This is a genomic window from Pseudomonas sp. AC239, from assembly GCF_979258545.1.
Window position 1 is genome coordinate 3,863,691 of sequence record NZ_OZ409864.1, and the last position, 23,520, is coordinate 3,887,210.

General features: G+C 58.8%; 24 protein-coding genes. 12 read left to right on the plus strand and 12 right to left on the minus strand.

What is annotated here, in order from left to right; genetic code table 11:
* Positions 1–83 precede the first annotated feature (83 nt).
* From ACZ0AZ_RS17640 to ACZ0AZ_RS17655, 4 genes are all read right to left on the minus strand, one after another.
* The gene (locus tag ACZ0AZ_RS17640) at positions 84–3,608 is read right to left on the minus strand and encodes a hypothetical protein (RefSeq protein WP_052269159.1); all 3,525 of its coding nucleotides are present in this window, start codon (positions 3,606–3,608) and stop codon (positions 84–86) included.
* Between the two features lie 189 nt (positions 3,609–3,797).
* On the minus strand, positions 3,798–4,427 hold the full coding sequence (locus ACZ0AZ_RS17645) for a LysE family translocator (protein WP_039763810.1): 630 nt from the start codon (positions 4,425–4,427) through the stop codon (positions 3,798–3,800).
* Between the two features lie 85 nt (positions 4,428–4,512).
* Positions 4,513–5,862 (minus strand): NCS2 family permease, encoded by a 1,350-nt coding sequence (locus tag ACZ0AZ_RS17650; RefSeq protein WP_039763812.1) that lies wholly within the window; start codon positions 5,860–5,862, stop codon positions 4,513–4,515.
* A gap of 287 nt (positions 5,863–6,149) precedes the next feature.
* Positions 6,150–6,596 carry a MarR family winged helix-turn-helix transcriptional regulator gene (locus ACZ0AZ_RS17655; RefSeq protein WP_039763874.1) on the minus strand — a complete coding sequence of 149 codons (447 nt, stop codon included), beginning with the start codon at positions 6,594–6,596 and terminating at the stop codon, positions 6,150–6,152.
* Positions 6,597–6,677: 81 nt separating this feature from the next.
* Here ACZ0AZ_RS17655 and ACZ0AZ_RS17660 point away from each other — a divergent pair, with 81 nt between their 5' ends.
* The gene (locus tag ACZ0AZ_RS17660) at positions 6,678–7,844 is read left to right on the plus strand and encodes an aminotransferase-like domain-containing protein (protein WP_039763814.1); all 1,167 of its coding nucleotides are present in this window, start codon (positions 6,678–6,680) and stop codon (positions 7,842–7,844) included.
* Between the two features lie 89 nt (positions 7,845–7,933).
* On the opposite strand, the gene ACZ0AZ_RS17665 is transcribed toward ACZ0AZ_RS17660, so the two are convergent.
* The 5 genes from ACZ0AZ_RS17665 to ACZ0AZ_RS17685 all read right to left on the minus strand — a co-directional run bounded on the left by ACZ0AZ_RS17665 (position 7,934) and on the right by ACZ0AZ_RS17685 (position 10,706).
* Positions 7,934–8,305: a glutathione S-transferase N-terminal domain-containing protein gene (locus ACZ0AZ_RS17665; RefSeq protein WP_071171524.1), complete on the minus strand. Its 372-nt coding sequence runs from the start codon at positions 8,303–8,305 to the stop codon at positions 7,934–7,936.
* Positions 8,306–8,408: 103 nt separating this feature from the next.
* A complete protein-coding gene (folE, locus tag ACZ0AZ_RS17670) occupies positions 8,409–8,954 on the minus strand; it encodes a GTP cyclohydrolase I FolE (RefSeq protein WP_016773769.1) in 546 nt (181 codons plus the stop codon).
* A 77-nt stretch (positions 8,955–9,031) separates the two neighbouring features.
* Entirely contained in the window at positions 9,032–9,589 is a 558-nt protein-coding gene (locus ACZ0AZ_RS17675; protein ID WP_016773770.1) for a Smr/MutS family protein, read from the minus strand.
* Positions 9,590–9,663: 74 nt separating this feature from the next.
* Entirely contained in the window at positions 9,664–9,984 is a 321-nt protein-coding gene (locus ACZ0AZ_RS17680) for a hypothetical protein (RefSeq protein WP_016773771.1), read from the minus strand.
* A 131-nt stretch (positions 9,985–10,115) separates the two neighbouring features.
* Positions 10,116–10,706 carry a cysteine hydrolase family protein gene (locus ACZ0AZ_RS17685; RefSeq protein ID WP_463537806.1) on the minus strand — a complete coding sequence of 197 codons (591 nt, stop codon included), beginning with the start codon at positions 10,704–10,706 and terminating at the stop codon, positions 10,116–10,118.
* Positions 10,707–10,945: 239 nt separating this feature from the next.
* Between ACZ0AZ_RS17685 and prmB the strand changes: the two genes are divergently transcribed.
* Complete coding sequence (gene prmB / locus ACZ0AZ_RS17690; protein WP_463537807.1) at positions 10,946–11,854, plus strand: 50S ribosomal protein L3 N(5)-glutamine methyltransferase; 909 nt, start codon at positions 10,946–10,948, stop codon at positions 11,852–11,854.
* Between the two features lie 100 nt (positions 11,855–11,954).
* On the opposite strand, the gene ACZ0AZ_RS17695 is transcribed toward prmB, so the two are convergent.
* Together ACZ0AZ_RS17695 and ACZ0AZ_RS17700 are read right to left on the minus strand one after the other, a co-directional pair.
* Complete coding sequence (locus ACZ0AZ_RS17695; RefSeq protein ID WP_039763821.1) at positions 11,955–12,746, minus strand: hypothetical protein; 792 nt, start codon at positions 12,744–12,746, stop codon at positions 11,955–11,957.
* 99 nt (positions 12,747–12,845) lie between these two features.
* Positions 12,846–13,799 (minus strand): alpha/beta hydrolase, encoded by a 954-nt coding sequence (locus ACZ0AZ_RS17700; protein WP_039763875.1) that lies wholly within the window; start codon positions 13,797–13,799, stop codon positions 12,846–12,848.
* A 130-nt stretch (positions 13,800–13,929) separates the two neighbouring features.
* Here ACZ0AZ_RS17700 and aroC point away from each other — a divergent pair, with 130 nt between their 5' ends.
* The 5 genes from aroC to mtnC all read left to right on the plus strand — a co-directional run bounded on the left by aroC (position 13,930) and on the right by mtnC (position 18,150).
* Positions 13,930–15,021 (plus strand): chorismate synthase, encoded by a 1,092-nt coding sequence (aroC, locus tag ACZ0AZ_RS17705; protein ID WP_042608494.1) that lies wholly within the window; start codon positions 13,930–13,932, stop codon positions 15,019–15,021.
* A 34-nt stretch (positions 15,022–15,055) separates the two neighbouring features.
* A complete protein-coding gene (locus tag ACZ0AZ_RS17710) occupies positions 15,056–16,201 on the plus strand; it encodes an MFS transporter (protein ID WP_039763826.1) in 1,146 nt (381 codons plus the stop codon).
* On the plus strand, positions 16,198–16,824 hold the full coding sequence (locus tag ACZ0AZ_RS17715) for a methylthioribulose 1-phosphate dehydratase (protein ID WP_129999225.1): 627 nt from the start codon (positions 16,198–16,200) through the stop codon (positions 16,822–16,824). The genes ACZ0AZ_RS17710 and ACZ0AZ_RS17715 overlap by 4 nt, the downstream gene beginning before the upstream one ends.
* A gap of 92 nt (positions 16,825–16,916) precedes the next feature.
* Positions 16,917–17,462: a 1,2-dihydroxy-3-keto-5-methylthiopentene dioxygenase gene (locus tag ACZ0AZ_RS17720; protein WP_039763876.1), complete on the plus strand. Its 546-nt coding sequence runs from the start codon at positions 16,917–16,919 to the stop codon at positions 17,460–17,462.
* Positions 17,463–17,466: 4 nt separating this feature from the next.
* The gene (gene mtnC, locus ACZ0AZ_RS17725) at positions 17,467–18,150 is read left to right on the plus strand and encodes an acireductone synthase (RefSeq protein WP_463537808.1); all 684 of its coding nucleotides are present in this window, start codon (positions 17,467–17,469) and stop codon (positions 18,148–18,150) included.
* Positions 18,151–18,324: 174 nt separating this feature from the next.
* On the opposite strand, the gene ACZ0AZ_RS17730 is transcribed toward mtnC, so the two are convergent.
* A complete protein-coding gene (locus tag ACZ0AZ_RS17730) occupies positions 18,325–18,603 on the minus strand; it encodes a DUF3509 domain-containing protein (RefSeq protein ID WP_016773780.1) in 279 nt (92 codons plus the stop codon).
* A gap of 385 nt (positions 18,604–18,988) precedes the next feature.
* On the opposite strand from ACZ0AZ_RS17730, the gene ACZ0AZ_RS17735 reads away from it, so the two are divergent.
* The 5 genes from ACZ0AZ_RS17735 (at position 18,989) to speE (ending at position 23,432) form a co-directional block, all read left to right on the plus strand.
* The gene (locus ACZ0AZ_RS17735; RefSeq protein ID WP_039763834.1) at positions 18,989–20,827 is read left to right on the plus strand and encodes a long-chain-acyl-CoA synthetase; all 1,839 of its coding nucleotides are present in this window, start codon (positions 18,989–18,991) and stop codon (positions 20,825–20,827) included.
* A gap of 95 nt (positions 20,828–20,922) precedes the next feature.
* Complete coding sequence (locus ACZ0AZ_RS17740) at positions 20,923–21,441, plus strand: ankyrin repeat domain-containing protein (protein WP_039763836.1); 519 nt, start codon at positions 20,923–20,925, stop codon at positions 21,439–21,441.
* Positions 21,442–21,521: 80 nt separating this feature from the next.
* Positions 21,522–22,052, plus strand: a complete 531-nt coding sequence (locus tag ACZ0AZ_RS17745) for a hypothetical protein (RefSeq protein WP_463537809.1) — start codon at positions 21,522–21,524, stop codon at positions 22,050–22,052.
* Between the two features lie 71 nt (positions 22,053–22,123).
* Positions 22,124–22,315, plus strand: a complete 192-nt coding sequence (locus ACZ0AZ_RS17750; RefSeq protein ID WP_039763840.1) for a PLDc N-terminal domain-containing protein — start codon at positions 22,124–22,126, stop codon at positions 22,313–22,315.
* A 241-nt stretch (positions 22,316–22,556) separates the two neighbouring features.
* A complete protein-coding gene (speE, locus tag ACZ0AZ_RS17755) occupies positions 22,557–23,432 on the plus strand; it encodes a polyamine aminopropyltransferase (RefSeq protein ID WP_039763843.1) in 876 nt (291 codons plus the stop codon).
* Positions 23,433–23,520 lie beyond the last annotated feature (88 nt).

Genomic DNA, 23,520 nt, shown 5'->3' on the forward strand with positions numbered 1-23,520 from the left:
TCATGAAGTGGATGCGCAGGCGCGCGCAGGCGCCTGGCAAAGCGCAGGGTTGCAAAGGGTGCTGTCGATTAATCGTTTTGCCGTTACGCTACAGGGACATTGAGGGTTGGCGTCGGCAGGAAGATCCCGGACTGATGGCTGCAACGATTGGCCACTTGCAACTCGGATGCTTCAACTCGCGAGTTATCGGCACGCAATACCCAGCCGTGTGCGGCAAAGCTGTAACTCACTGCCGCTGACTCATCGAAGATCCAGCCCGCGTTTCTGACCTTCACCACCTCGCTGGCCAGCGAGGCCAGTGCTGAGGGCAGCGGTCTGGTAGCGTTGGGGGCTTCAAAGAATCGTGCATCAAGGCCATCGCGGTAGACCCGGTCAAACACCAGATCGACTGTATGCACCACTCCGTTCTCAGTGATGACTCGAATCTGATCAATCAAGTCCTCGCTTTCGTACACCGGTAGGTAAACAGTACAGGTGCCGATGGATAGCTGATTGTTCGAGAGTCTGATATCGACGGGCCCGAGTTTTGTGGCATCGAGCTCCCACGTAGAGGAGTGCATCAGGCGCACGGTCGAGCTGGCGAGGGCGCCCGGTGTAGAAAGTCGCAGTGTCATGTTGGCAACGAGGTGTATCAAGTACGTGGAGCCTTCTCCCACCAGGCTTTCCATCGCGGTTTGCACGGTCTGCGCGGTTAGCGTGGCACAGCAGTTGCGATTGCCCATTTCGTACGCCCTGTTTTCCGGCAGGGCATAACTGTAGCGTCGCGAGCGGACTGGCAAGGGCAGCTTCATTTGCCTGATCCAGTCCCTTGGTATGCTGTAATCGGTGAAGGCCGGCAGGACATCGGTTTCATCCGAGAGGCCGGCATTGATGGCGACACCGTCATTGAAAATCAGTACATAACGGTAAAACGGCCGGACAGCCATGGTGCGCAACATTTTTGTCAGGTTGTCTTGTTCGCCTTCATTACGAGCGGCGGCGAAATAATTCAGTTTGATCCGCTTTTCGCCAAAGTGATAAACGAGATGACACCCTGCTGTCAGGTGATAGGACTTGGGTTTGTATGCGAATAAATGCGCCTCGGCCTTTGTCAATTCATCGCTGCTGTAATCAAGATAGATTCTGGTGACGGTCTCAGCGCGCAGCACCGAGTAAAAAGTTGTCATGTTGCTGGAGCGGGGCAAGTAATAGCTCGCTTCCTGCTGATGCCTGATCCAGCACTCTTCGGCGTAAACGATAATGGGTTGTTGTGACTGACCAAGTTTGATCAGTATTTCAGCAAAGTCTGCCGTTTCGTCCTTTGAAAGTTTCTCCGGCAGCTCAAATCTGAAATGGAAACCGTCGCTGGTGATGAAAGTCAGATCCCTATTGATCAGTAGGCGGACGTTGGCTTTTGTTTCGTAGACATCATGAATGGTCAAGATGTTTTTTGATTGTTCATGAAACTCGAACCCCGAAGTGATAACCAGGTCGTTACCCTCGATGTGCCATGAGTCAATAAGCTCTTTTTTCCAGTTCAGTACGATATGGCTTGGCTGTTTGCCATCTTCGAAGATCGAGAAGCGTCCGGCCACATGTGCAATCAAATATTGATCGGCGCCCGTTTCACCGGATGCCTTGGCATTCTTGTGCAGCAGGTAGATCTGATCATCGCCGGCACCCGCTTCGATCACGTCACTACCGCGGGCCTTGATAAGGTTGCTTTGCGCCGTACCGGTCACGACGCTCGCGGCGCCGTTGACGGTTTCAACGTTTTCAATGCCGTCCAGCAAACTGTGCAAGGCATACTTTTTGCCCTGTTCGCTTGATTTGTCGGTCGAAATGATCTGCAGCGTGCCGGCCAGCAGGTCCACGTCATAACCGGTTTTATCGGTGCGGTAATCGGAGTAACGGCCACCGAGCACCAGCGTGTCCTGGCCTGCGCCACCTCGCAGTATCGAATGTTCTGTTGCATCCACATCTTGCTTGAGGAATTCGGCCGCATTGTCGAACACGAACTGGTCGTTTTTCTCGCCACCGGTGAGGTCTTTTTTCCCGGATTTGTAATGAAAGACGTTCGGTTTTTTTTCGACCCCCTTGATTGAGTCTCGACCTTCGGCCAGCAGCCACATAACGCTCTTGTTGTCTGCCGGGGTGCCTAGTTCGGCGCCAGGCGTGTTCTGTGTGACGCCTTCACGGGCATCGATGGTGTCATCCAGGCCGACTATTTCAGGAACATGTACCGATTCCCAGGCGTCGCGTTTCGTCCACCAGTTTCGCTTCCAGACTCTGGTGGGCCGCAGGCGGACTTCGAATTGGCCATTGATGATGGCTTCGGTACTGTCCTTGAGAGGGCCGTCGAGCAATTTTCTCGCCGTCGCCTTCAACTTGATGGAATGCTGCAACAGCGTCTTGGCCTTGATATAACGGTCTTGAACGTGCTGATCGATATCCGCCATGCAGAACGAAAACCAGCCAGTGCGCCAACGCTCATCCAGAGTGAGTTCTATGTAGTCGTCGATATCGTCGACAATGCGCACCGCACCATAGACCTGCGAGCCGATGGCTAGCATTGCACCGGCAGCCAGTCCAACCGGGCCGGCGAAGGAAAAGCCGGCCATCGCCGCGGCGCCGAGAATCACCGTCATGGCGGCGCTGGTAATACTCAGACCGGCGCTGACGTAATGATCCATTGCTTCCTTGCCCGTGGCGTTCTCGGCAGCATTCATGGATCGCACGGCGGTGTAGATATCGAAAGGCAGCGTCAGCGCGCCCCCGAGCAGACCGCCTGAACGGCCCAGCCTGAGGGCCATTCGGGTTCTGGCGAAGTCACGGTAGGCATGTTGCCCGACAGTGAGCATTTGGGTGGCAGCTTTGCTGACGCCAATGTCGACGGCGATCGAGCCAAGTTCCGAAGCGATGCCTGCGCTGTTGATCGCGATCTCTGCGGTGTTCTTTGTCTTGATTGCATCGAAGACTCCGCGCAGCCCCATGAATATCCCGAAGCCTTGAATACCTACGCTGGAGCCGAGTGTTGCGTAGCTTTTGGTCAATGTTTTCCAGCGTGGATGGTGTTGAGGCAGATGCACATGCTGCAGGTCGAGTGCCTGTGCCGCATTGGCGAGTTTCACCAGCTTGCGCCGGTAGTTGCCCGGTTCGTGCTCATCAGTAACGCGACCGCTGAAGAGCACGGGGGCGGTCAAGGGGCGATGACTGGCCATTTCAAACAGCAGGGTTGGCAATAAATAACTGTCACTGCCGGTGGCAGCCTTCATGGCATGTTCGACCTTGTTCAGGTCCAATTGCACGGCATCGATAAAAGAACGCTTCAGCACTCGACTGAAGGTGTTGCGACCACTCAATGGTTTGCCGTCGACGGTCGCTCCCAGACTGTCAAGCGCAACCCGCGTTATCGATATGTCGCCAATTTGCAGAGGGCCGAATATTTCGTCCGCGAACTTCAATTGGTTACGCTTGGAAGGGTGTTCGGGAAAGTCGATCGTTGCAGACGTGCGCTCGTTGCTCTCGAAAAGCATATCCGTGATAACGACCGTGTCGGTAACTTTATGATTGTTTGGTTCTATTGCAGGATCGGTTTGAATCGAGGCGTTTTGTATCAAAGTGGCCATGAGAACTTCCTTGTTCAGGCTGTCGTTTCGAATTGCAGCGGATATTAAGGTGCCTCTTTGAGCGCTGTATATAAAGGGGTTGTTGCGGTGTATTGCTCGTCAATGATTACAGGGTTGGGCGCGCCTTGGTTAATTGTAAACAGCAGCATCCCGACTCGAATCCGTTCAGTCGGGATGAACAGCCATTACTTAATGACTGCTGAGCAGTGATGCCGCGCCGGCGCCGCCAAACAATCCGGCACTGATCCGGTTGAACCAGCTCTGGCCTTTACCGCTGCGCAGATACCGCGCTGCGCCATGGGCGCCCAGGCCGTATGCCAGCTTGCAGCACAGGTCGAGTACCACCCAGGTCGCGATCATGATCAGCAATTGCGGCAGAAAAGGTTGGTTGGCGCTGAGGAACTGCGGCAGAAATGCGGCGAAGAACAGGATGTCCTTCGGATTGCTCGCGCCCAATACGAAGGCACGCCCGAACAGTGTGCGAAAGCGCGGCACCGGTGCGGCGTCAGGGACTTCGGCGCCCGTGGATGGCTGCCGCGATTGTTGCCAGCTTTGCCAGGCGAGATAGAACAGGTACAGCGCGCCGACGATTTTCAGTGCGCTGAACAGCTGCTCAGATGCCAGCAAAAGAGCACCGAGGCCAAGCGCCGAAGCGCTGAGCAGGCAGACCGAGGCAATCACCCCGCCGAGAAACGCCGGGTAAGACCGGCGCAAACCATAATTCAGACTGTTGCTGATCATCAGCAACGACAGCGGCCCCGGGATCAGGATCACCACCAGTGCAGCGCCACTGAACAGCAGCCAGGTTTCCAGACTCATCGTTTTGCTCCTTTGTTGTTATCGAAATGCGCAAAAGCCCCACCCGTGAGGGTGAGGCTGGTTTGAAGCCTGAACCGCGCAGCGCTTACAGGAAGATGAACTTGGCGATGAAGATCGCGCAGAGCACCCACAGGCTGACGGAAATTTCCTTGTACTTGCCGGTGCCGGCCTTCAGCGCCACATACGTGATGAAGCCCAATGCGATGCCGTCGGCAACGGAGAAGGTCAGCGGCATCATGATCGCCGTGACAATCGCCGGAATCGCGTCGGTTGCTTCATCCCATTCGATGTGGGCCATGCCGCCCATCATCAGCATCGCCACGTAGATCAGTGCGCCAGCCGTGGCATAAGCGGGAATCATGCCAGCCAACGGGGCGAAGAACATGGCCGCTATAAATAGCACACCCACGGTGACGGCGGTAAGACCAGTCCGACCACCAGCGGCGACGCCGGCGGCACTTTCCACGTAACTTGTCACGGGAGGCACGCCAACCACGGCGCCGAATACGCTGGATGCGCTGTCGGCCTTCATCGCCCGCGAGAGGTTTTCGATGCGACCGTCAGCCGCGACGAGATTGGCGCGCTGGGCCACGCCCATCAAGGTGCCCGCGGTGTCAAACATGTGCACAAAGAGGAAGGCCAGCACCACGCTGATCATGCTGACGTTGAACACACCGGCGACGTTCATTGCCATCCAGGTCGGCGCCAGGCTCGGCGGCGCGGACATGATGCCCTCGTAGTGCACCAGGTCCAGACCCCAGCCGGCGAGGGTGACGGTGATGATGCTGATGAGGATCGCCCCGAACACGCGGTGGTAACTGAGGATCGCGATCATCAGGAAGCAGATCGCGGCCAGCAGTGGGCCGGGTTCGCGCAGCGAGCCGAGTTTGATCAGCGTCGCCGGGCTGTCGACGACGATCCCGGCAGTCTTCAGACCGATCAGGCCGAGGAACAGACCGACACCGGCGCCCATCGCAAAACGCAGGCTGACCGGAATGCTGTTGAGCAGCCACTCGCGAATCCGCGAAAAGGTCAGGAACATGAACAGCACACCCGAAACAAACACCGCGCCGAGCGCGGTTTCCCAGTTGTAGCCCATGGTGCCGACCACGGTGTAGGTGAAGAAGGCGTTGAGGCCCATGCCCGGTGCCAGGCCGACCGGCCAGTTGGCGTACAGGCCCATCAACAGGCAGCCCAATGCCGCGGCAATACACGTGGCGACAAAGGCCGCACCGTGATCGATACCGGCGTCGGCCATGATGTTCGGGTTGACGAAGATGATGTAAGCCATGGTGATGAAGGTTGTCAGACCGGCAATCAGCTCGGTCTTCACCGTGGTGCCATGCAAGCTGAGTTTGAACAGACGCTCCAGCAGGCCATTGCGTAATGGCGGCGTGAGCTCGAGCGGCGGTGCTTCGGATTTGCGGCTTTCCACAGCGAGTACTCCTCAAGAGTTTTATTGTTATTTCCAGGGCCGGACCCATGAGGGGTGGCAGCGGCCCTTTGAGGCATACGCGAATTTGTTGACCGTGTAGTCAGGAACTCGCACGCAGTGGATTATGCTTTTGTGTACAAATAAAGCAAATATTGTTTTGGGTTTTGTCGCCGATTTTTTTGTTGATAGGGATATATGGCTATCAAGCCATTCGCGAGCAGGCTCGCTCTACCTTTGTAATGCGTTCCCCTGTGGGAGCGTGGCTGCTCGCGAAAGCGCCTGTTGATTCACTCAAGAATTGTCAGACTGCCACCCAAGGCCAGATTCACCGCCAACCAGCCATTCACCGCCGCTTCCCCAGCCTCGGCAAACACCCGCTCGAGCAATTTCACCTGCTCACGGCGCAACGCCTGCTCGAACTTCGCGCCTTCCGCCGTCAGCTCGAGCAGGCGCTTACGTTTGTCCGTCTGTGAAGCGACGCTGTCGACCAGATGCATCTCCTGCAACTGGCGCAGCGGCATGTTCAGCGCCTGTTTGCTCACGCCGAGCAGGGCCAGCAGCTCCTTCACGCTGAGGTTCGGGTAGCGTGCGATGAAAAACACGATGCGCTGATGCACCCGCGAGAGTCCGCGGCGCTCGAGCATTTCATCAGCCTTGGCAGTGAACGCCTGGTAGCCGAAGAAAAACGCTTCCATGGCCTGTTGCTGGCTAGTGGGGTTCTTAAGGTCAAGCATGTTGACGTACTCGCTCAAGCTGTCGTAATTTCAGTCAATCAGTTTGACTCATTTTTCGCATCCCTCGCTACGGTGACCTCCATGGCTTTTTCCGAACGTGTCTCGCGCCTGAAAAGTTCTTTGATCCGAGAAATCCTTGCTGCCGCTCAGCGTCCAGAAGTGATGTCATTCGCCGGCGGCTTGCCTGCCGAAGCGATGTTGCCGAAAGTGGAGTGGGCGGAGTTGCCGTTATCGCTTGGTCAGTACGGCATGAGCGAAGGCGAGCCGGCCTTGCGTGAAGCCTTGGCGGCAGAGGCGAGGGCGCTTGGTCTGGAATGCGAGGCGAGTCAGGTGCTGGTGGTCAGCGGCTCGCAGCAAACCCTGGATCTGGCGGCCAAGCTGTACATCGACAAGGGCACGGAAATTCTGCTGGAGGCGCCAACCTATCTGGCCGCGCTGCAAATCTTCCAGCTGTTCGGCGCCGACTGCCTGACCGTGCCGCAGGAAGCCGACGGTCCCAACCTGGCGCAACTGCGCAACCGTCTGCAACAGCACCGCCCGGCATTTATCTACCTGATCCCGACGTTCCAGAATCCATCCGCCGTACGCTACAGCGAGGCCAAACGCGCAGCCGTCGCCGCGTTGCTCGATGAGTTCGGCGTCACCCTGATTGAAGACGAGCCGTACCGCGAGCTGACCTTCGATGGCGGCAGTGCCAAGCCGATTGCCGCGCGCCTGAAAAAAGCCAGTTGGATCTATACCGGCACCGTCTCGAAAACCTTGCTCCCGGGATTGCGTGTCGGGTACCTCATCGCTAGCCCGGATCTGTTCCCGCACCTGCTCAAGCTCAAGCAATCGGCAGATCTTCACACCAATCGCATCGGCCAGTGGCAGGCGCTGCAATGGATCGGCTCGCAGAAGTATCAACAGCATTTAAGCGAACTGCGTGATTTCTACCGGCAGCGGCGTGATGCGTTTCAGTTGGCGCTGGAAAGCCATTTTGCCGATCTGGCGGAGTGGAACATGCCGCAGGGCGGGCTGTTTTTCTGGCTGACGTTGAAGCAGCCGCTGGATACGCGGTCATTGCTCAACGAGGCGTTGGCCAATGATGTGACGTTCATGCCGGGTGAGCCGTTCTTTCCCGAGCCGGACAAACATCACGGGCATTTGCGCTTGAACTTCAGCCACATTGATCCGGCGCGCCTGGATGAGGGATTGAAGCGGCTGGCGGCAGTGGTGCGGCGGGCGCAGCTGGAGAGAGCGGCCTAGCAAAACGCCGGCCCAAGGGCCGGCGTTGTCAGTGCGGGCCTCTTCGCGAGCCTGCTCGCGAAGGCGGCTAGCGCTCCAACCCATTAACATCAGACTGCAGCAAACCGCTTGTCCAGATAATCAATGATCACCTTGGATTCATACATCCAGGTAGTCTGCCCGTTCTCTTCGATACGCAGGCAAGGCACTTTGATCCGGCCGCCCTGTTCCAGCAACGTCTGGCGATCCTGCTCGTTGTTCTTCGCGTCTTTCAGCGCCACCGGCACATTCAGGCGATGCAGGGCGCGACGGGTCTTAACGCAAAACGGACAGGCGTGAAACTGATACAGCGTCAGATCTTTTGCGGCAGCGTCGACTTGCGCCTGAGCAGCGGCGGGGCGTTTCTTCTTGCCCGGGCGGGTGATGAAGTCGATGAAGATAACCAGTTGGCCGAGGCCGACACGAAGCGCTTTGACGAACACGTTGAAAGCCTCACGGTGCAAATGAAGAAAGGCGCGCAGCTTACCCGATTTTTCATGGGCGAAAAAAAACCGGCGATCAACGCCGGCTGTTTTCTGTTGCGAATTACTTGATGAGGCTGAGGAATTCGCTACGGGTTGCTGCGTTTTCACGGAACTCACCGAGCATCACCGACGTGATCATCGACGAATTCTGCTTTTCCACGCCGCGCATCATCATGCACATGTGCTTGGCTTCGATCACCACGGCCACGCCCAGCGCGCCGGTGACTTGCATTACCGCATCGGCGATCTGGCGACTGAGGTTTTCCTGAATCTGCAGGCGACGGGCGTACATATCGACGATCCGCGCCACTTTCGACAGGCCCAGCACTTTACCGCTCGGGATATAGGCGACATGCGCCTTGCCAATGAACGGCAGCAGGTGGTGTTCGCACAACGAATACAGCTCGATGTCCTTGACCAGCACCATTTCGCTGTTGTCGGAGCTGAACAGGGCACCGTTGGTGACCTCTTCGAGCGTCTGTGCATAACCGCGGCAGAGGTACTGCATGGCTTTGGCGGCACGCTTTGGCGTGTCGAGCAGGCCCTCGCGGGACACGTCCTCGCCCAATTGGCCGAGAATCGCGGTGTAATTCTGTTCCAGGGACATGAAACTACCTGTGGGGATTTTCGCAAAGGGCAAGGGTACGGTGGCGGACACAACCCTGCAAGTTCGGTGTGACGGCTTTATTCGTCGCGACCTTCCATCATCGTCCGTTTCAGCATCACATAAACCGCGCCAGCGCCGCCGTGGCGGGCCTGACAGGAGCAGAAACCGAGTACTTGCGCGTGCTGGCGCAGCCAAGTGTTGACGTGGCTTTTGATCATCGGGCGCTTGCCATCCAGGCGCACAGCCTTGCCGTGAGTCACGCGCACGCAGCGGATTTCGAATTTGGTCGCTTCGGCGAGAAAGGCCCAAAGTGTCTCGCGGGCCTTTTCAACGCTCATGCCGTGCAGGTCGAGGCTGCCTTCGAAGGGGATCTGCCCGACCTTGAGCTTGCGCATCTGGCTTTCTTGCACACCGTCGCGGGACCACATCAGCTCGTCTTCCGGGCCGACGTCGATCACGAACTGGTCGGAAAGACCGTCAATGATGGTGGTGTCGCTGCGCACGGTGGCGGACTGACGCAGCTTGGCGATCTGCGCGCGGTCAGCCTTGGGTTTGCCGGTGTCGGCGCGGTCGTGCTTGATCGGCTTGACGCCCTGGATCGCACTTTTGAACAGAGAAAAATCGTCGTCTTGCATGTCAGCCTCCGCGAAGGGCGGCCAGTTTACCCAAGTCGACACAAAACGGCCCGGCAAAAAGCCAGGCCGTTAGGTCAGTCGTGTTTTTTCATCAGATGCGGGGACATGTTCAGTTCCCGCGATTGCCGTGCGCGACGGCGGCAGCGGCGCCACAGGGCAACGCCGAAGTACAGAAACAGCAAACCGACGGCGAGCATGATTGCCGAGCCCAGCGGTGATGCGTTCAGGTCACCCAGCGCCGGCGGGCGGCCGAGCAGGCTGGCGGCGCCGGCCATCGCCAGCAGCACGCCGAACGTCGCCAGAATGGCCGAAATCGCCGCGCCAAATCGAAAACGCCAGTTGCTTTGGCCTTTGGGCCGCAAACGGCGTGCGTCAAATCCATCGGATAACTTCATTCCGACCTTCCTCAATGGTATCGGCCCTTCGACCGGGAGTTGACCGGGTTGTTCCTGAGGCTATGGCATTTGCGGCAAATCAGCGGATATAGCGGATGAGCGGCGCCAATGCACCGCTCACAAGGGCAGGGTCAGATCAGGTCCTGAGTCTTGGCCAGCGTGGCGAAGTTGTCGGCCATGATCGCCATTTCCGCTTCCTGCACGCGTTCGGCGCTGAGCACGCCGCCCTTGAAGGGCAGATCGCGAGTCGCGCAGGCGTCTTCGACCAGGGTGCAGCGGAAACCGAGGTTCTTCGCCGCGCGCACCGAGGTGCTGACGCTGGAATGGCTCATGAAACCGCAGACGATCAGGTCCAGTGAGCCGAGGTTTTGCAGGCGTTCGAGCAGCTCGGTGCCATGGAATGCGCTCGGCAGCAATTTGCCGATAATGGTTTCATCACCTTGCGGTTCGAGGCCAGGGATGAATTCGCCACGTTCGCCCTGCGGGTCGAACAGGCCACCAACGGTGCCGAGATGACGCACGTGCACGATCGGCCGACCGGCGGCACGGGCTGCGGCAACCACTTGTTTGATGTTCGCGACGGCCGCGTCCATGCCGCTCAGGGCGAGCGGGCCACTGAGGTATTCCTTCTGGGCATCGATGATGACCACGGTGGCATGGCTCAGTGTGGCCGCTGCGTAACCGCGACCGCTGAGTTGAAACATCGTTTTTGGAACGGACATTCTGGGGCTCCTCGGGGTGGGGCTTTTGCGACATTGTCCTCTGGCTGAGCGGTTCTGTGAATCGCTACCATCGTAGGCGCCGTCGTTCTTGGCCTGCAGCCTTGTCAAGTTACACGTTCCGTTCAATGCCTGATGCAAAAAAAAGAAATCTCCTACCGTTGCCGCGCGGTTTTTCCTGCGTCGTCGGCGGGCGTTTTGGCTGCTAGAATCGCCAGTCGTTTTTTTTGGAGTTCTATGCCGTGATCACTTCCCGACTTCGTACCCTGCGCGACCATATCCGTTGGGCCGTCAGCCGCTTCCATGGGGAGGATCTGTTTTTCGGCCATGGCACCGACAACGCCTGGGACGAGGCGCGTCAATTGGTACTGGGCGCTCTGCACCTGCCGTGGGAAATCGCCGACAGCTATCTCGATTGCGCGCTGGAGGACGACGAACTGGTCAACCTGCAGCGCCTGCTCAAGCGCCGCATCGAAGATCGCGTGCCCACCGCTTATCTGCTCGGTGAAGCGTGGTTCTGCGGCATGTCGTTCATTGTCGACCCGCGCGTACTGATCCCGCGTTCACCGATCGGTGAGCTGATCGAAAACCGCTTCGCACCGTGGATCGGTGATGAGCCGGCGCGGATTCTTGACCTGTGCACCGGCTCCGGTTGCATCGGCATCGCCTGCGCCTACGAATTTCAGAACGCCGAAGTGGTGCTCGCGGATCTGTCGTTCGAGGCGTTGGAAGTGGCCAATCAGAACATCGAGCGCCATGGCGTCGATGAGCGTGTCTACACGGTGCAGGGTGATGGCTTCGAGGGCCTGCCGGGGCAGCGTTTCGATGTGATCGTATCGAACCCGCCCTACGTCGACGCGGAAGATTTCGCCGACATGCCGGACGAATATCAGCACGAGCCGGAACTCGGTCTGGCCTGTGGGGATGATGGTCTGAATCTGGTCCGGCGCATGCTCGCCGAAGCCGCAGATCACCTGACCGAGAAAGGTTTGCTGATTGTCGAGGTGGGCAACAGCCAGGTGCACGTCGAGGCGTTGTACCCGGAAGTCGATTTCGCCTGGCTGGATTTCCAGCGCGGCGGGCATGGCGTGTTCATGCTGACAGCCGAGCAGTGCCGCGCGCATCAGGCACTTTTCGCCTCACGCGTCTGACCGGTTAAAAGCTTCGCGAGCAGGCTCGCTCCCACATTGGAATGCATTCCCCTGTGGGAGCGAGCCTGCTCGCGAATGGCCGCGACGCGGTCTCAAGCCATCAACGGTGCGTAGCAATCCAGATCAACAACCCCGCCTGAAACACCGCAAACGCCACCAGGCACGTAATGGTGAAGCGCAGCCCGGCGTCTTCGCGCTTGAACTTGCTGACTTTCTCTTCCTGCTTTTTCAGTTTCACTTCCTGCTCAGCCAGATTCTGCTCAGCCTGCTGCAGCATCTGTGCGGCTTCAAGAATTTCAACGATCTGCAGCTTTTCGTTGTTCCAGTCACCCAGCAGATCACCGACCTGCACCGCCTTGATGCTGCCTTTCAAATGCTGGGCGTCGGCGTAAGCCACATCGAAACCGTGCACGCGCAGGAAATGGTCGCGGCGCAAGCGAGTGTCTTCGTTGAGTGCGTCCTTGTTGTTCAGGTCCATGCCGTCAACGGTGTATCCCGGCCAGCGCTTCTTAGCCCAATTGATGCCTTGCGCGGCCATGAAGCGGCCGATACCGCGATTCAGTGGTTCGATCTGCAAGCCACTGTCGGGACCGAAGCTCACACGTTTGCTCGCGTGGTCGACCCACACATCAAGATGATTCTGCTCTTTGCGCACGCGCTGGTTGGGCAGCTTGATCGCCATGCGCATCAGGCTGCGCTCTTTGCTGTTGCGCTCGGCGTAACCGAATTCGACAAAACGCAACGGCCGGCCGCCGGTGTTGCGGTCGGTCTGCAGTGGCGCCAGGCGAAGCATCTTGTGGTGCTCGGCCTGAACGTCCGCCCACGGCAGTTCGACCGCTGGCGGTGCGTCTTTTTCAGCGCTGGTGTCGGGTGAAGTCTGGGTGTCAGTCATAACGGCGAGATCCTGTCCAAGCCCTGCTTGCCGCCAGACGTTGCGCTGGCGACAAAGGCTTATCGGCCGTTTTCTGTGAGGCTGGAGGGTAAAACGCAGTTAACTTGCACGAATTCCGTCAATAAATTCGATGACAGCAGCGCCGAGTTCGGCGGCCAAGGGCAAATTCGGGTCCTTGTAGGAGGCCAGTTGCCGTTTCATGTCGTTATGGACGATGCGCAGCACATGGTTCATGCCATCGATCACCGTCAGTTGCGCGTCCGGTTTCGCCGCCTTGAGCAGCTTCGCGTCCTCGGTGCCGACCTGAATGTCGTTGCTGCCTTGAACGATCAGTGCCGGCATTCTCAGCTGGGCAAAGGCTTGCGCCGGGTCCTGACGGAACAGCGAAATCAGGTAGGGCTGCACGCTTGGGCGGAAGATCACCTGCAACGGTTGCGGCACGTTGTCATCGGTATGGCCGGCCTTGAGGCTGTCGAGCAGTTCGTTGCTGCGCAGCATCAATGGCGGCGGCAGGCTGCGCGCCAGCTGTTCGCGGATTACCTGATCGACGGGGCGCGCGCTGCCGGACAGCGAGATCACCGCCGCTGCGTCCAGCTTTGGCGCAGCCAGACTGGCAATCAGCGCGCCTTCGCTGTGGCCGAGCAGAATCAGTTTGCCGAAACGCGGATCGGCCTTGAGCTTCTGCCCCCACGCCACCGCGTCTGCTGCATAGCCTTCTACCGACAGATCACGTTCATCGGGAGCGGCCGCCAGACTCGCTGCGACCCCGCGTTTGTCGTAGCGCACGCTGGCAATGTTGTGTTTGGCCAGCACCCACGCCAAGCGCTTGAGGCTGTCATTGCGTCCGCCGTCCGGGTTATTTCCGTCGCGATCGGTAGGACCTGAGCCAGAAATCATCAGAACAATCGGCACCGGGCTGTCGGACTTGGGCAGCAACAACGAACCGAAAAGTTCGCCTTTGCCAGTGTCCAGAGTGATCGGGCGTTGTAGGACTGTCGCCTGGGCAAAGCCGGTAAAGAGGGTAAGACTCAAGATCAGAACTCGCAGCATCATCACGCCATCATTGGTCAAGGTGCCGGTTGGACTCGCCAGCACCACTAAGGTTCGAGGATGAACTACTCGGTTAGCCTGCGTATACTGGCGCGCATCAAGAATTCGGGTTTGATTTCACGGAGCGTCCTGCATGTCCGGCAATACCTACGGCAAGTTGTTCACTGTCACCACCGCTGGCGAGAGCCATGGTCCGGCGTTGGTCGCCATTGTCGACGGCTGCCCGCCGGGTCTGGAGATTTCCCTGGAAGATCTGCAGCGTGACCTCGATCGCCGCAAGCCTGGCACCAGCCGCCACACCACTCAGCGCCAGGAAGCCGATGAAGTCGAAATCCTCTCCGGCGTGTTCGAGGGGCGCACGACCGGTTGCGCGATCGGCCTGCTGATTCGCAACACCGACCAGAAGTCCAAGGACTACTCGGCGATCAAGGACCTGTTCCGCCCGGCTCACGCCGACTACACCTATCACCACAAATACGGCGAGCGCGATTATCGCGGCGGTGGCCGTAGTTCAGCGCGGGAAACCGCCATGCGCGTAGCGGCCGGTGCGATCGCCAAGAAGTACCTTGCGAGTCAGGGCATCGTCATTCGCGGCTACATGAGCCAGCTCGGCCCGATCGAAATTCCGTTCAAGACATGGGATTCGGTCGAAGAGAACGCGTTCTTCAGCCCTGACCCGGACAAGGTCCCGGAACTCGAAGCCTATATGGACCAGTTGCGCCGCGATCAGGACTCGGTCGGGGCGAAGATCACCGTGGTCGCCGAAGGGGTGATGCCGGGTCTTGGCGAGCCGATTTTCGATCGCCTCGACGCCGAACTCGCCCACGCGCTGATGAGCATCAACGCGGTCAAGGGTGTCGAGATCGGCGCCGGTTTCGCCTGTGTCGCCCAGCGCGGCACCGAACATCGCGATGAGCTGACGCCGGAGGGTTTTCTCAGCAACAACGCCGGCGGCATCCTCGGCGGTATCTCGTCCGGCCAGCCAATCGTTGCGCATCTGGCCTTGAAACCGACCTCGAGCATCACCACCCCGGGCCGCTCGATCGACGTGAATGGCAACCCGGTGGACGTGATCACCAAGGGCCGTCACGACCCGTGCGTCGGCATCCGCGCGACGCCGATCGCCGAAGCGATGATGGCCATCGTGCTGATGGATCACCTGCTGCGCCACCGTGGGCAGAACGCCGATGTGCGCGTGAGCACGCCGGTGCTGGGCCAGCTCTGATGGCTGCGCTCAAAGCCGTCGCGGCATAACCGGCGTGGCGGCGCTTCCTTACTGGCGGCTGTCCAGTTTTTATCTGTTCTATTTCGCCTTGCTCGGTTCGACAGCGCCGTTTCTTGCGCTGTACTTCGATCATCTCGGCTTCAGCGCCGCACGCATCGGCGAGCTGGTGGCGATTCCGATGCTGATGCGCTGTGTGGCGCCGAACATCTGGGGCTGGCTCGGCGATTACACTGGCAGGCGTCTGGCCATCGTGCGCTTTGGCGCGGTGTGCACGTTGCTGACCTTTTCGCTGATCTTCGTCAGCCAGACCTACGCCTGGCTGGCGATGGTCATGGCCCTGCATGCGTTCTTCTGGCACGCGGTGCTGCCGCAGTTCGAGGTCATCACCCTCGCGCATCTGCAGGGGCAAACGTCGCGCTACAGCCAGATTCGCCTGTGGGGCTCGATCGGTTTCATCATCACCGTGGTAGTGCTTGGGCGGCTGTTCGAATGGCTGAGTCTGGACATCTACCCGGCTGCGCTGGTGCTGATCATGGCCGGCATCGTTCTCAGCAGTCTGTGGGTGCCGAATGCGCAACCGGCACAAGGCAATCGGCCGGCGGGCGAGGGTTTTCTCAAGCAATTGCGCCATCCCGGCGTGCTGGCGTTTTATGCCTGCGTCGCGCTGATGCAGGTGAGCCACGGGCCGTATTACACCTTTCTGACTTTGCACCTTGAACGCCTCGGTTACAGCCGTGGCGTCATCGGCATGCTCTGGGCCGTGGGGGTGGTGGCGGAAGTGCTGATGTTCATGGCCATGAGTCGCATCCTGGCGCGCTTTTCCCTGCGTCGGGTGCTGCTGGCAAGTTTCCTGCTGGCGGCGTTGCGCTGGGTGCTGCTCGGTTCGTTTGCGGAATTTCTCTGGGTGCTGCTGTTCGCCCAGGTGCTGCATGCAGCGACGTTCGGCAGCTTTCACGCGGCTGCCATCGCATTCGTGCAACGTAGTTTCGGCGCCCGCCAGCAAGGTCAGGGCCAGGCGCTGTATGCGGCACTGGCCGGCACCGGCGGGGCGCTCGGCGCGCTGTATTCCGGTTACAGCTGGAATGCCCTCGGCCCGACACTGACCTTTAGTATTGCCAGTCTCGCAGCGCTTGCCGCTGCCGTTATCATTGCCACACGTATGCAAGAGGACAGGCCATGAGCCTTAGCCGTGAACAGCTCGCCCAGCAGATCGTTGACGCCGGGCGTTTTTTATATGGCCGGGGCTGGTCGCCAGCCACCAGCAGCAATTATTCGACACGCCTGTCGCCAAGCGAAGCGTTGTTGACGGTGTCGGGCAAGCACAAGGGCCAGTTGAGTCTGGATGACGTACTCGCCACCGATCTGTCTGGCAATAGCCTGGAACCGGGCAAGAAACCTTCCGCCGAAACCTTATTGCACACCCAGCTCTACAGCTGGCGCGCGGAAATCGGCGCGGTGCTGCACACTCATTCGGTGAATGCCACGGTGTTGTCGCGCCTGACTCCGCAAGACTTCATCGAGTTCGAAGACTACGAACTGCAAAAAGCCTTCAGCGGCATTTCCACCCACGAATCGCGGGTGCGCGTGCCGATTTTTGACAATGATCAGGACATTGCGCGCCTCGCCGCCAAGGTGCAGCCTTGGCTCGACGCCCATCCCGATTGCGTCGGTTATCTGATTCGCGGCCATGGTCTCTACACCTGGGGCGCGCAGATGAGCGACGCGCTGCGACAGATCGAGGCCTTTGAATTCCTGTTTGAATGCGAGTTGAAAACCCGCAGCGTCATGAACCGCCAAGGCTGAGTTCACCAGAAACAGCCCGTTTGCCTGATGACACGCTGCGCCCGACCGGTCTTGAAGAGCCGGACGGCGCCGCCGCTACCGAGGAATTGCCCATGAGCAGCCTGTCCGTTTATCACGTTTCCAGCCCTGAGATTCCCAACAAGGTGCTGACCCATTTCGAAGACATCGCCTCGACGCTGGCCGAGCAGGGCGTGCGTTTCGACCGCTGGCAAGCCGCCGCGAAGATCCAGCCTGGTGCCACTCAGGAAGAAGTCATCAGTGCTTATAAAGAGCAGATCGACAAGCTGATGACCGAACGCGGCTACATCACCGTCGATGTGATCAGCCTCAACAGTGATCATCCGCAAAAAGCCGAGCTGCGCGCCAAGTTTCTTGAAGAACACCGCCATGGCGAAGACGAAGTACGATTTTTCGTCGCCGGTCGTGGCTTGTTTACCCTGCACATCGACGATTACGTCTATGCCGTGCTCTGTGAAAAGAACGACCTGATCTCGGTTCCGGCCGGTACCAAACACTGGTTCGACATGGGCGAGCATCCGCATTTCGTGGCGATCCGCCTGTTCAATAACCCGGAAGGCTGGGTTGCCAATTTCACCGGCGAAGACATCGCCGGCCGCTTCCCGCGTCTGGAGGACTGAAACCGTGTCGATCAAAGCCATCCTCACCGACATCGAAGGCACCACCAGCGCGGTGAGCTTCGTCTTCGACGTGTTGTTTCCGTACGCCGCCAAACACTTGCCTGATTTCGTGCGCGAGAATGCATCCCGGGCTGACGTAGCGGAACAACTCGATGCCGTGCGCCGGGAGAGCAACGAGGCGCAGGCCGATGTTGAACGGGTTGTTGAAATCCTCTTGAGCTGGATCGCCGAAGACCGCAAGGCCACGCCGCTGAAGGCGTTGCAAGGCATGATCTGGGCGCAGGGCTATGAGGCCGGGCAGTTGAAAGGGCATGTTTATCCAGATGCCGTTGAAGCGCTGCAACGTTGGCATGCGGCCGGTTATCAACTGTTTGTTTACTCGTCCGGCTCGATTCAGGCGCAGAAACTTATTTTCGGTTGCTCGGAGGCGGGGGATCTGACGCCGCTGTTCAGCGGCTATTTCGACACCACATCAGGGCCGAAGCGCGAGGCACAGTCCTACCGCAACATTCAGCAGACGGTCGGTGTTGGAGCCGATGAAATCCTGTTCCTGTCAGACATCGTCGAAGAGCTCGACGCTGCCCAGTCGGCCGGCATGAAGACTTGTGGCCTGGCGCGTGAAGGCGGGGAGTTGGCAGGGCACGTGACGGTTGACAGCTTTACTGGAATCGAACCGGAAGCGTTCTGACCCTACAGTGGACATGTAGGAGGGACCTGCTCGCGAAAGCGGTGTGTCAGTGAAGTAATTTGTATCTGACAACCCCGCATTCGCGAGCAGGCTCGCTCCCACAGTGATACGTGGCAGACATAAACAAACAGGCCGTGGAACGCATGCTCCACGGCCTGTTTTTGTTTGAGCAAATTACAGCGAGTGATAGGTCGGCAGAGCAAAACGCTGCTGGCTCTGCAGCATTGCAATTTGCGGCAGCTCGCTGGCTTGTTCGGCCAGGTCACGGCGGATCGCGCTGATCGCCCAGGACAATTGGTCACCGGCGTGCAGTTGCTGATACGAGAGTGCGCGTTTGAAGACTTTGCCGTCGCTGCTACGCAGAGTGAGCAGGATGCCACCGTCAGGACGTGGGGCAGTGCTGACTTCGTAGTTGGAGAACAGCGATGTAAATTTTTCTTGAATCAGGCTCATGTCATCAGCTCCGTATGTACTTGAATGGCAAGCATGCGGAGGTAGTTGCAGCGTTTGTGCCAGTATTGATGCGAATTAAATTCCTTTAAAATCAAACAGTTAAAATTGTTGCATTTTGCAGGCGTCGTGCAAACTGCATGAATGGCCATCGTGCATCCTGCATTTTGCGTGATTTTTTCCTGACGACGGAACCAAACGCCCGTACCAGAATCAGCGCTCGGCACGGCGGCGCGACGGGATACAAATCATTGCAAAAACCGCGTGTACAGCCCCGCGAGCGCTGACGTACTTTCCCTCTCGACCCCCGACCTCAACAGGGCGGTCTCAGCCATTACCCGATAACAAGAATAGCGATCCACGCGTCAGGGTCGAACGGGGAGCTTTCATGCGTCATGCACCAAGCGACACGATTACCTGGGGCATGATGCTCCGCAAACTGCCGATGATTGCCAAAGCCATCCCGCGGGTGGTGAAAGGCATGAAGGTAGCCAATGTCACGGATCCGACCCAGACGTGTGGCCTCGGCTGGACCTTCGAGCAAGCGACGCTGCGCAATCCGGACGGTGTGGCGTTGCTGCAGGGCGACGTGGCGTTGACTTACACGCAGGTCAACCAATGGGCCAATCGCATCGCGCATTATTTGAGCGAGCAAGGCATCGGCAAGGGCGATGTGGTCGCGGTGTTCATCGAGAACCGTGCGGAATTGCTCGTGACAATCCTGGCGCTGGCCAAGCTCGGCGCGGTCAGTGCGCTGCTCAACACTTCGCTGATGCGCGACACGCTTATCCACAGCATCAATCTGGTTGCGCCTGTGGCCATCGTGGTCGGCGAAGAGTTGACCGCCGCTTATGCCGGCGTGCGTGATCAGGTTTCCATCGCTGCACCGCGGACATGGTTCGTCGCTGATCAGGACACTTACAGCCATCCGGGCATCGCGCCCGAGGGTTACGTGAATCTGATCAGCGCCAGTGCCGACGCCAGCAGCGATAACCCGCCGAGCAGCGCGCAAATCTTCTTCGACGATCCGTGTTTCTACATCTATACCTCGGGCACCACCGGCCTGCCCAAGGCCGGGGTGTTCAAGCATGGACGGTGGATGCGCAGTTCGGCGAGCTTCGGCATGATCGCCCTCGATATGCGCCCGGATGACGTCGTCTACTGCACCTTGCCGCTGTATCACGCCACGGGCCTGTGCGTGTGCTGGGGATCGGCGATCAATGGCGCCTCGGGTTTCGCCATCCGCCGCAAGTTCAGCGCCAGCCAGTTCTGGAATGATGTGCGTCGGTATCGAGCTACCACGATCGGTTACGTCGGCGAATTGTGCCGCTATCTGGTCGAGCAACCAGCGAGCGCCGATGACAGTCGCCACGATGTCAGCAAGATGATCGGCAATGGTTTGCGACCCGGCGCCTGGGCCGAGTTCAAGACGCGTTTTGCCGTCGAGCATATCTGCGAGTTGTATGCCGCGAGCGACGGCAACATCGGCTTCACCAACATTCTCAATTTCGACAATACCGTCGGGTTTTCGCTGATGGCCTGGGAGTTGGTTGCCTACGATCACGACAGTGGTGAGCCGTTGCGCAACGCAGATGGTTTCATGCGCAAGGTCGGCAAGGGCGAACAGGGTCTGCTGCTGGCGCGGATCGACGACAAGGCGCCGCTTGACGGTTACACCGATCCGCAGAAAACCGCCCGCGTCGTACTGCACGATGTGTTCAACAAGGGGGATCGCTTTTTCAACACCGGCGACCTGCTGCGCAACATCGGTTTCGGCCATGCGCAATTTGTCGATCGCCTCGGCGACACTTACCGCTGGAAGGGCGAAAACGTGTCGACCACCGAAGTCGAGAACCTGTTGCTGCAGCACCCGCTGATTTCTGAAGCCGTGGCCTACGGCGTTGAAATCCCCAACACCAACGGTCGTGCAGGCATGGCCGCGATCACTCCCGCCGAATCCTTGGCCACGCTGGATTTCGCCGAACTGCTGAGTTTCGCCCGGCAACGCATGCCGGCCTATGCCGTGCCGTTGTTCCTGCGGGTGAAAGTGAAAATGGAAACCACCGGGACCTTCAAATACCAGAAGACCCGCTTGAAAACGGAAGGCTTTGACCCCGGGCTCACGGGCGATGACCCGATCTTCGCCTGGCTGCCGGGCAGCGAAACCTATGTGCATGTCAGTGAGCAAATCCTCGCTGAAATTCAACAGGGCAAACATCGATATTGAGTGTGGCTATCGGGGCGCTCGGAAAAAACCGAGTGACAGCTACCGTCGCGCTCGGGAAACTGTCGGCTTTCCGATAGACCGAAATGGAGTGCCCCATGTCCGACCAAAGCCGCCAGATGACCCCTGAAGAAGCTGCCGAATTCACCGAGCAGGTTTTCAACAAGGCGCGCGACGGTGATGCCGAGATGCTCGATCGCCTGGTCACCGCCGGGCTGCCGGTGAACCTGAAAAACAGCAAGGGCGACACCTTGTTGATGCTCGCCAGCTACTACGGCCATGTTGATGCGGTGAAGGTCTTGCTCAAACACAAAGCCGATCCGGAAATGCGCAACGGTAACGGCCAGAGCCCGATTGCCGGCGCTGCGTTCAAGGGCGATCTGGCGGTGGTCAAAGCGCTGGTCGAGGCGGGCGCCGAAATTGAAGGTTCTTCCTTCGACGGCCGTACCGCGTTGATGATGGCGGCAATGTTCAACCGCGTTGAAATCGTCGATTACCTGATCGGCCAGGGCGCAGATCCGAAGGCCAAGGACGCCAATGGTGTGACCGCGCTGGATGCGGCGCGGACCATGGGCGCAGTCGATACCACCGCGCAGTTGGAAAAATTGCTGGCGTAAAGTCCACGGACTGTGGCGAAGGGCAGAATGCGCTATCCTTCGCGCCCTGAAAATTCACCTCCGCCACAGGATCCGCCCTCATGAAAGCCGCACTCGTCGAACTCATCAGCAAAATCAGCTCCGGCTGCATGGGCGAGGATGAGATTCTGAAAGTGGCTGACGAAGCCGCTCAGGCCTACGCCGATGCCGATGCTTTTCTGGCAGCCAATCCGGACATCAACTACGACGACACTTTCCCGATTCCGCTGGGTGAGTGGGTAGTGGTCGGCAGCCTGCCGGAAACTGTGCTGTTCCAGGCCGATACCTACGTCGATCTGTTCGCACAAATCGTTGCCTCGTTTGGCCCGGGGGTGGATTTCAATCTCAAGCCCAAGCAACTGGCCAAGACTGAAGCGCTGACCGCACTCAACCGCATTCAGGTGCAGATGAGAAGCCTGAACAAGGAAAACGGCGGTTACACGTTGATGAACTTCAGCCAGTTGCTCGACGATGAACTGCAAATGGTCCTGGTCTACGGCAACGACGTGCCGCGGGTGCTGGAGTTGTGCGCCGAGATCGGCATCGCCGCGGCGCCGGCACTGGAAGCCTTGAAGGTCGCCGTTCACGTCTGAACGCAATAAAAGGGAACCCTGCGCGCGACCGTCTATCCTAAAAGTGCATGCCACTATTCTGGAGCGACACCATGGGTTCCACGTTCAACGGTCTGATTGGCCTGATTATCCTTGCCCTCGACATCTGGGCCATCATCAACGTACTGAAAAGCGGTACCTCAACCGGGATGAAAATCGTCTGGGTGCTGCTGATCATCCTCCTGCCAGTGCTGGGCCTGATCATCTGGGCGATTGCCGGGCCACGGGGCAACGTCCGGATCTGAGCTGATTTTCGATCACACTGTTATCCCTGTGGGAGCGAGCCTGCTCGCGAAGACGTTGTGTCAGTCGCCATCACGGGCAACTGATGCTGCGCTTTCGCGAGCAGGCTTGCTCCCACATTGGTTTGCGCTGGTAAAAAATATGTTGAGGTTCGACCTGTCATCTTCGGCAACGTAGAATGCGCGCCTTTCCCGGGCTATCGTCCCCACTATGGCGCCCGCGCATTTATCGGAGCACTTGACCATGACCGTCACCAAGACCAGTGAGTACCTGGAAACCCTCTACGAAGGCTACGGCCAGCGCTTTCGCATGGAAAAACTGCTGCACGAAGTGCGCACCGAACACCAGCATCTGGTGATCTTCCAGAACCCGCGCATGGGCCGGGTCATGGCGTTGGACGGCGTGATCCAGACCACCGAAGCCGACGAATTCATCTACCACGAAATGCTCACCCACGTGCCGATCCTCGCCCACGGCACCGCCAAGCGCGTGCTGATCATTGGTGGCGGTGACGGCGGCATGCTGCGCGAAGTGACCAAGCACGCTGGCGTCGAGCACATCACCATGGTCGAGATCGATGGCACTGTGGTCGACATGTGTAAGGAGTTCCTGCCGAACCATTCCGCAGGTGCCTACGACGATCCGCGCCTGAACCTGGTGATCGACGACGGCATGCGTTTCGTCGCCACCACCACTGAAAAATTCGACGTGATCATCTCCGACTCCACCGACCCGATCGGCCCGGGCGAAGTGCTGTTCTCGGAGAACTTCTACCAGGCTTGCCACCGTTGCCTGAACGACGGCGGCATCCTCGTTACCCAGAACGGCACGCCGTTCATGCAGATCGACGAAGTCAAAACCACCGCCGGTCGTCTGCGCAGCCTGTTCCCGGACTGGCATTTCTATCAGGCCGCCGTGCCGACCTACATCGGCGGTTCGATGACCTTCGCCTGGGGCTCGACCAACCCGGCCTACCGCAAACTCAGCCGTGAAACCCTGCAACAGCGCTTCATCGGCAGCGGCATCGTCACCCGCTACTACAACCCGGAAATCCACATTGGCGCGTTCGCTTTGCCGCAATACGTGCTGCAAGCGGTCAATAAGCCGAGCAACGACTGATCACCCTGACGTCGCTCTGCAAGGGAACTTTTGTGGCGAGGGGATTTATCCCCGTTGGGATGCGCAGCATCCCTGAACCGGCCTGCGC

What these genes read in the sequence shown, in the direction of transcription:
- aroC (WP_042608494.1), top strand. Translation starts at nt 13,930, where the DNA reads ATGTCCGGCAATACCTACGGCAAGTTGTTCACTGTCACCACCGCTGGC.
- ACZ0AZ_RS17645 (WP_039763810.1), bottom strand. Translation starts at nt 4,427, where the DNA reads ATGAGTCTGGAAACCTGGCTGCTGTTCAGTGGCGCTGCACTGGTGGTG.
- ACZ0AZ_RS17700 (WP_039763875.1), bottom strand. Translation starts at nt 13,799, where the DNA reads ATGATGCTGCGAGTTCTGATCTTGAGTCTTACCCTCTTTACCGGCTTT.
- ACZ0AZ_RS17730 (WP_016773780.1), bottom strand. Translation starts at nt 18,603, where the DNA reads ATGAGCCTGATTCAAGAAAAATTTACATCGCTGTTCTCCAACTACGAA.
- folE (WP_016773769.1), bottom strand. Translation starts at nt 8,954, where the DNA reads ATGTCCCTGGAACAGAATTACACCGCGATTCTCGGCCAATTGGGCGAG.
- ACZ0AZ_RS17655 (WP_039763874.1), bottom strand. Translation starts at nt 6,596, where the DNA reads ATGCTTGACCTTAAGAACCCCACTAGCCAGCAACAGGCCATGGAAGCG.
- speE (WP_039763843.1), top strand. Translation starts at nt 22,557, where the DNA reads ATGACCGTCACCAAGACCAGTGAGTACCTGGAAACCCTCTACGAAGGC.
- ACZ0AZ_RS17660 (WP_039763814.1), top strand. Translation starts at nt 6,678, where the DNA reads ATGGCTTTTTCCGAACGTGTCTCGCGCCTGAAAAGTTCTTTGATCCGA.
- ACZ0AZ_RS17750 (WP_039763840.1), top strand. Translation starts at nt 22,124, where the DNA reads ATGGGTTCCACGTTCAACGGTCTGATTGGCCTGATTATCCTTGCCCTC.
- ACZ0AZ_RS17715 (WP_129999225.1), top strand. Translation starts at nt 16,198, where the DNA reads ATGAGCCTTAGCCGTGAACAGCTCGCCCAGCAGATCGTTGACGCCGGG.
- ACZ0AZ_RS17720 (WP_039763876.1), top strand. Translation starts at nt 16,917, where the DNA reads ATGAGCAGCCTGTCCGTTTATCACGTTTCCAGCCCTGAGATTCCCAAC.
- ACZ0AZ_RS17685 (WP_463537806.1), bottom strand. Translation starts at nt 10,706, where the DNA reads ATGTCCGTTCCAAAAACGATGTTTCAACTCAGCGGTCGCGGTTACGCA.
- ACZ0AZ_RS17680 (WP_016773771.1), bottom strand. Translation starts at nt 9,984, where the DNA reads ATGAAGTTATCCGATGGATTTGACGCACGCCGTTTGCGGCCCAAAGGC.
- ACZ0AZ_RS17640 (WP_052269159.1), bottom strand. Translation starts at nt 3,608, where the DNA reads ATGGCCACTTTGATACAAAACGCCTCGATTCAAACCGATCCTGCAATA.
- ACZ0AZ_RS17675 (WP_016773770.1), bottom strand. Translation starts at nt 9,589, where the DNA reads ATGCAAGACGACGATTTTTCTCTGTTCAAAAGTGCGATCCAGGGCGTC.
- ACZ0AZ_RS17745 (WP_463537809.1), top strand. Translation starts at nt 21,522, where the DNA reads ATGAAAGCCGCACTCGTCGAACTCATCAGCAAAATCAGCTCCGGCTGC.
- ACZ0AZ_RS17735 (WP_039763834.1), top strand. Translation starts at nt 18,989, where the DNA reads ATGCGTCATGCACCAAGCGACACGATTACCTGGGGCATGATGCTCCGC.
- ACZ0AZ_RS17695 (WP_039763821.1), bottom strand. Translation starts at nt 12,746, where the DNA reads ATGACTGACACCCAGACTTCACCCGACACCAGCGCTGAAAAAGACGCA.
- ACZ0AZ_RS17740 (WP_039763836.1), top strand. Translation starts at nt 20,923, where the DNA reads ATGTCCGACCAAAGCCGCCAGATGACCCCTGAAGAAGCTGCCGAATTC.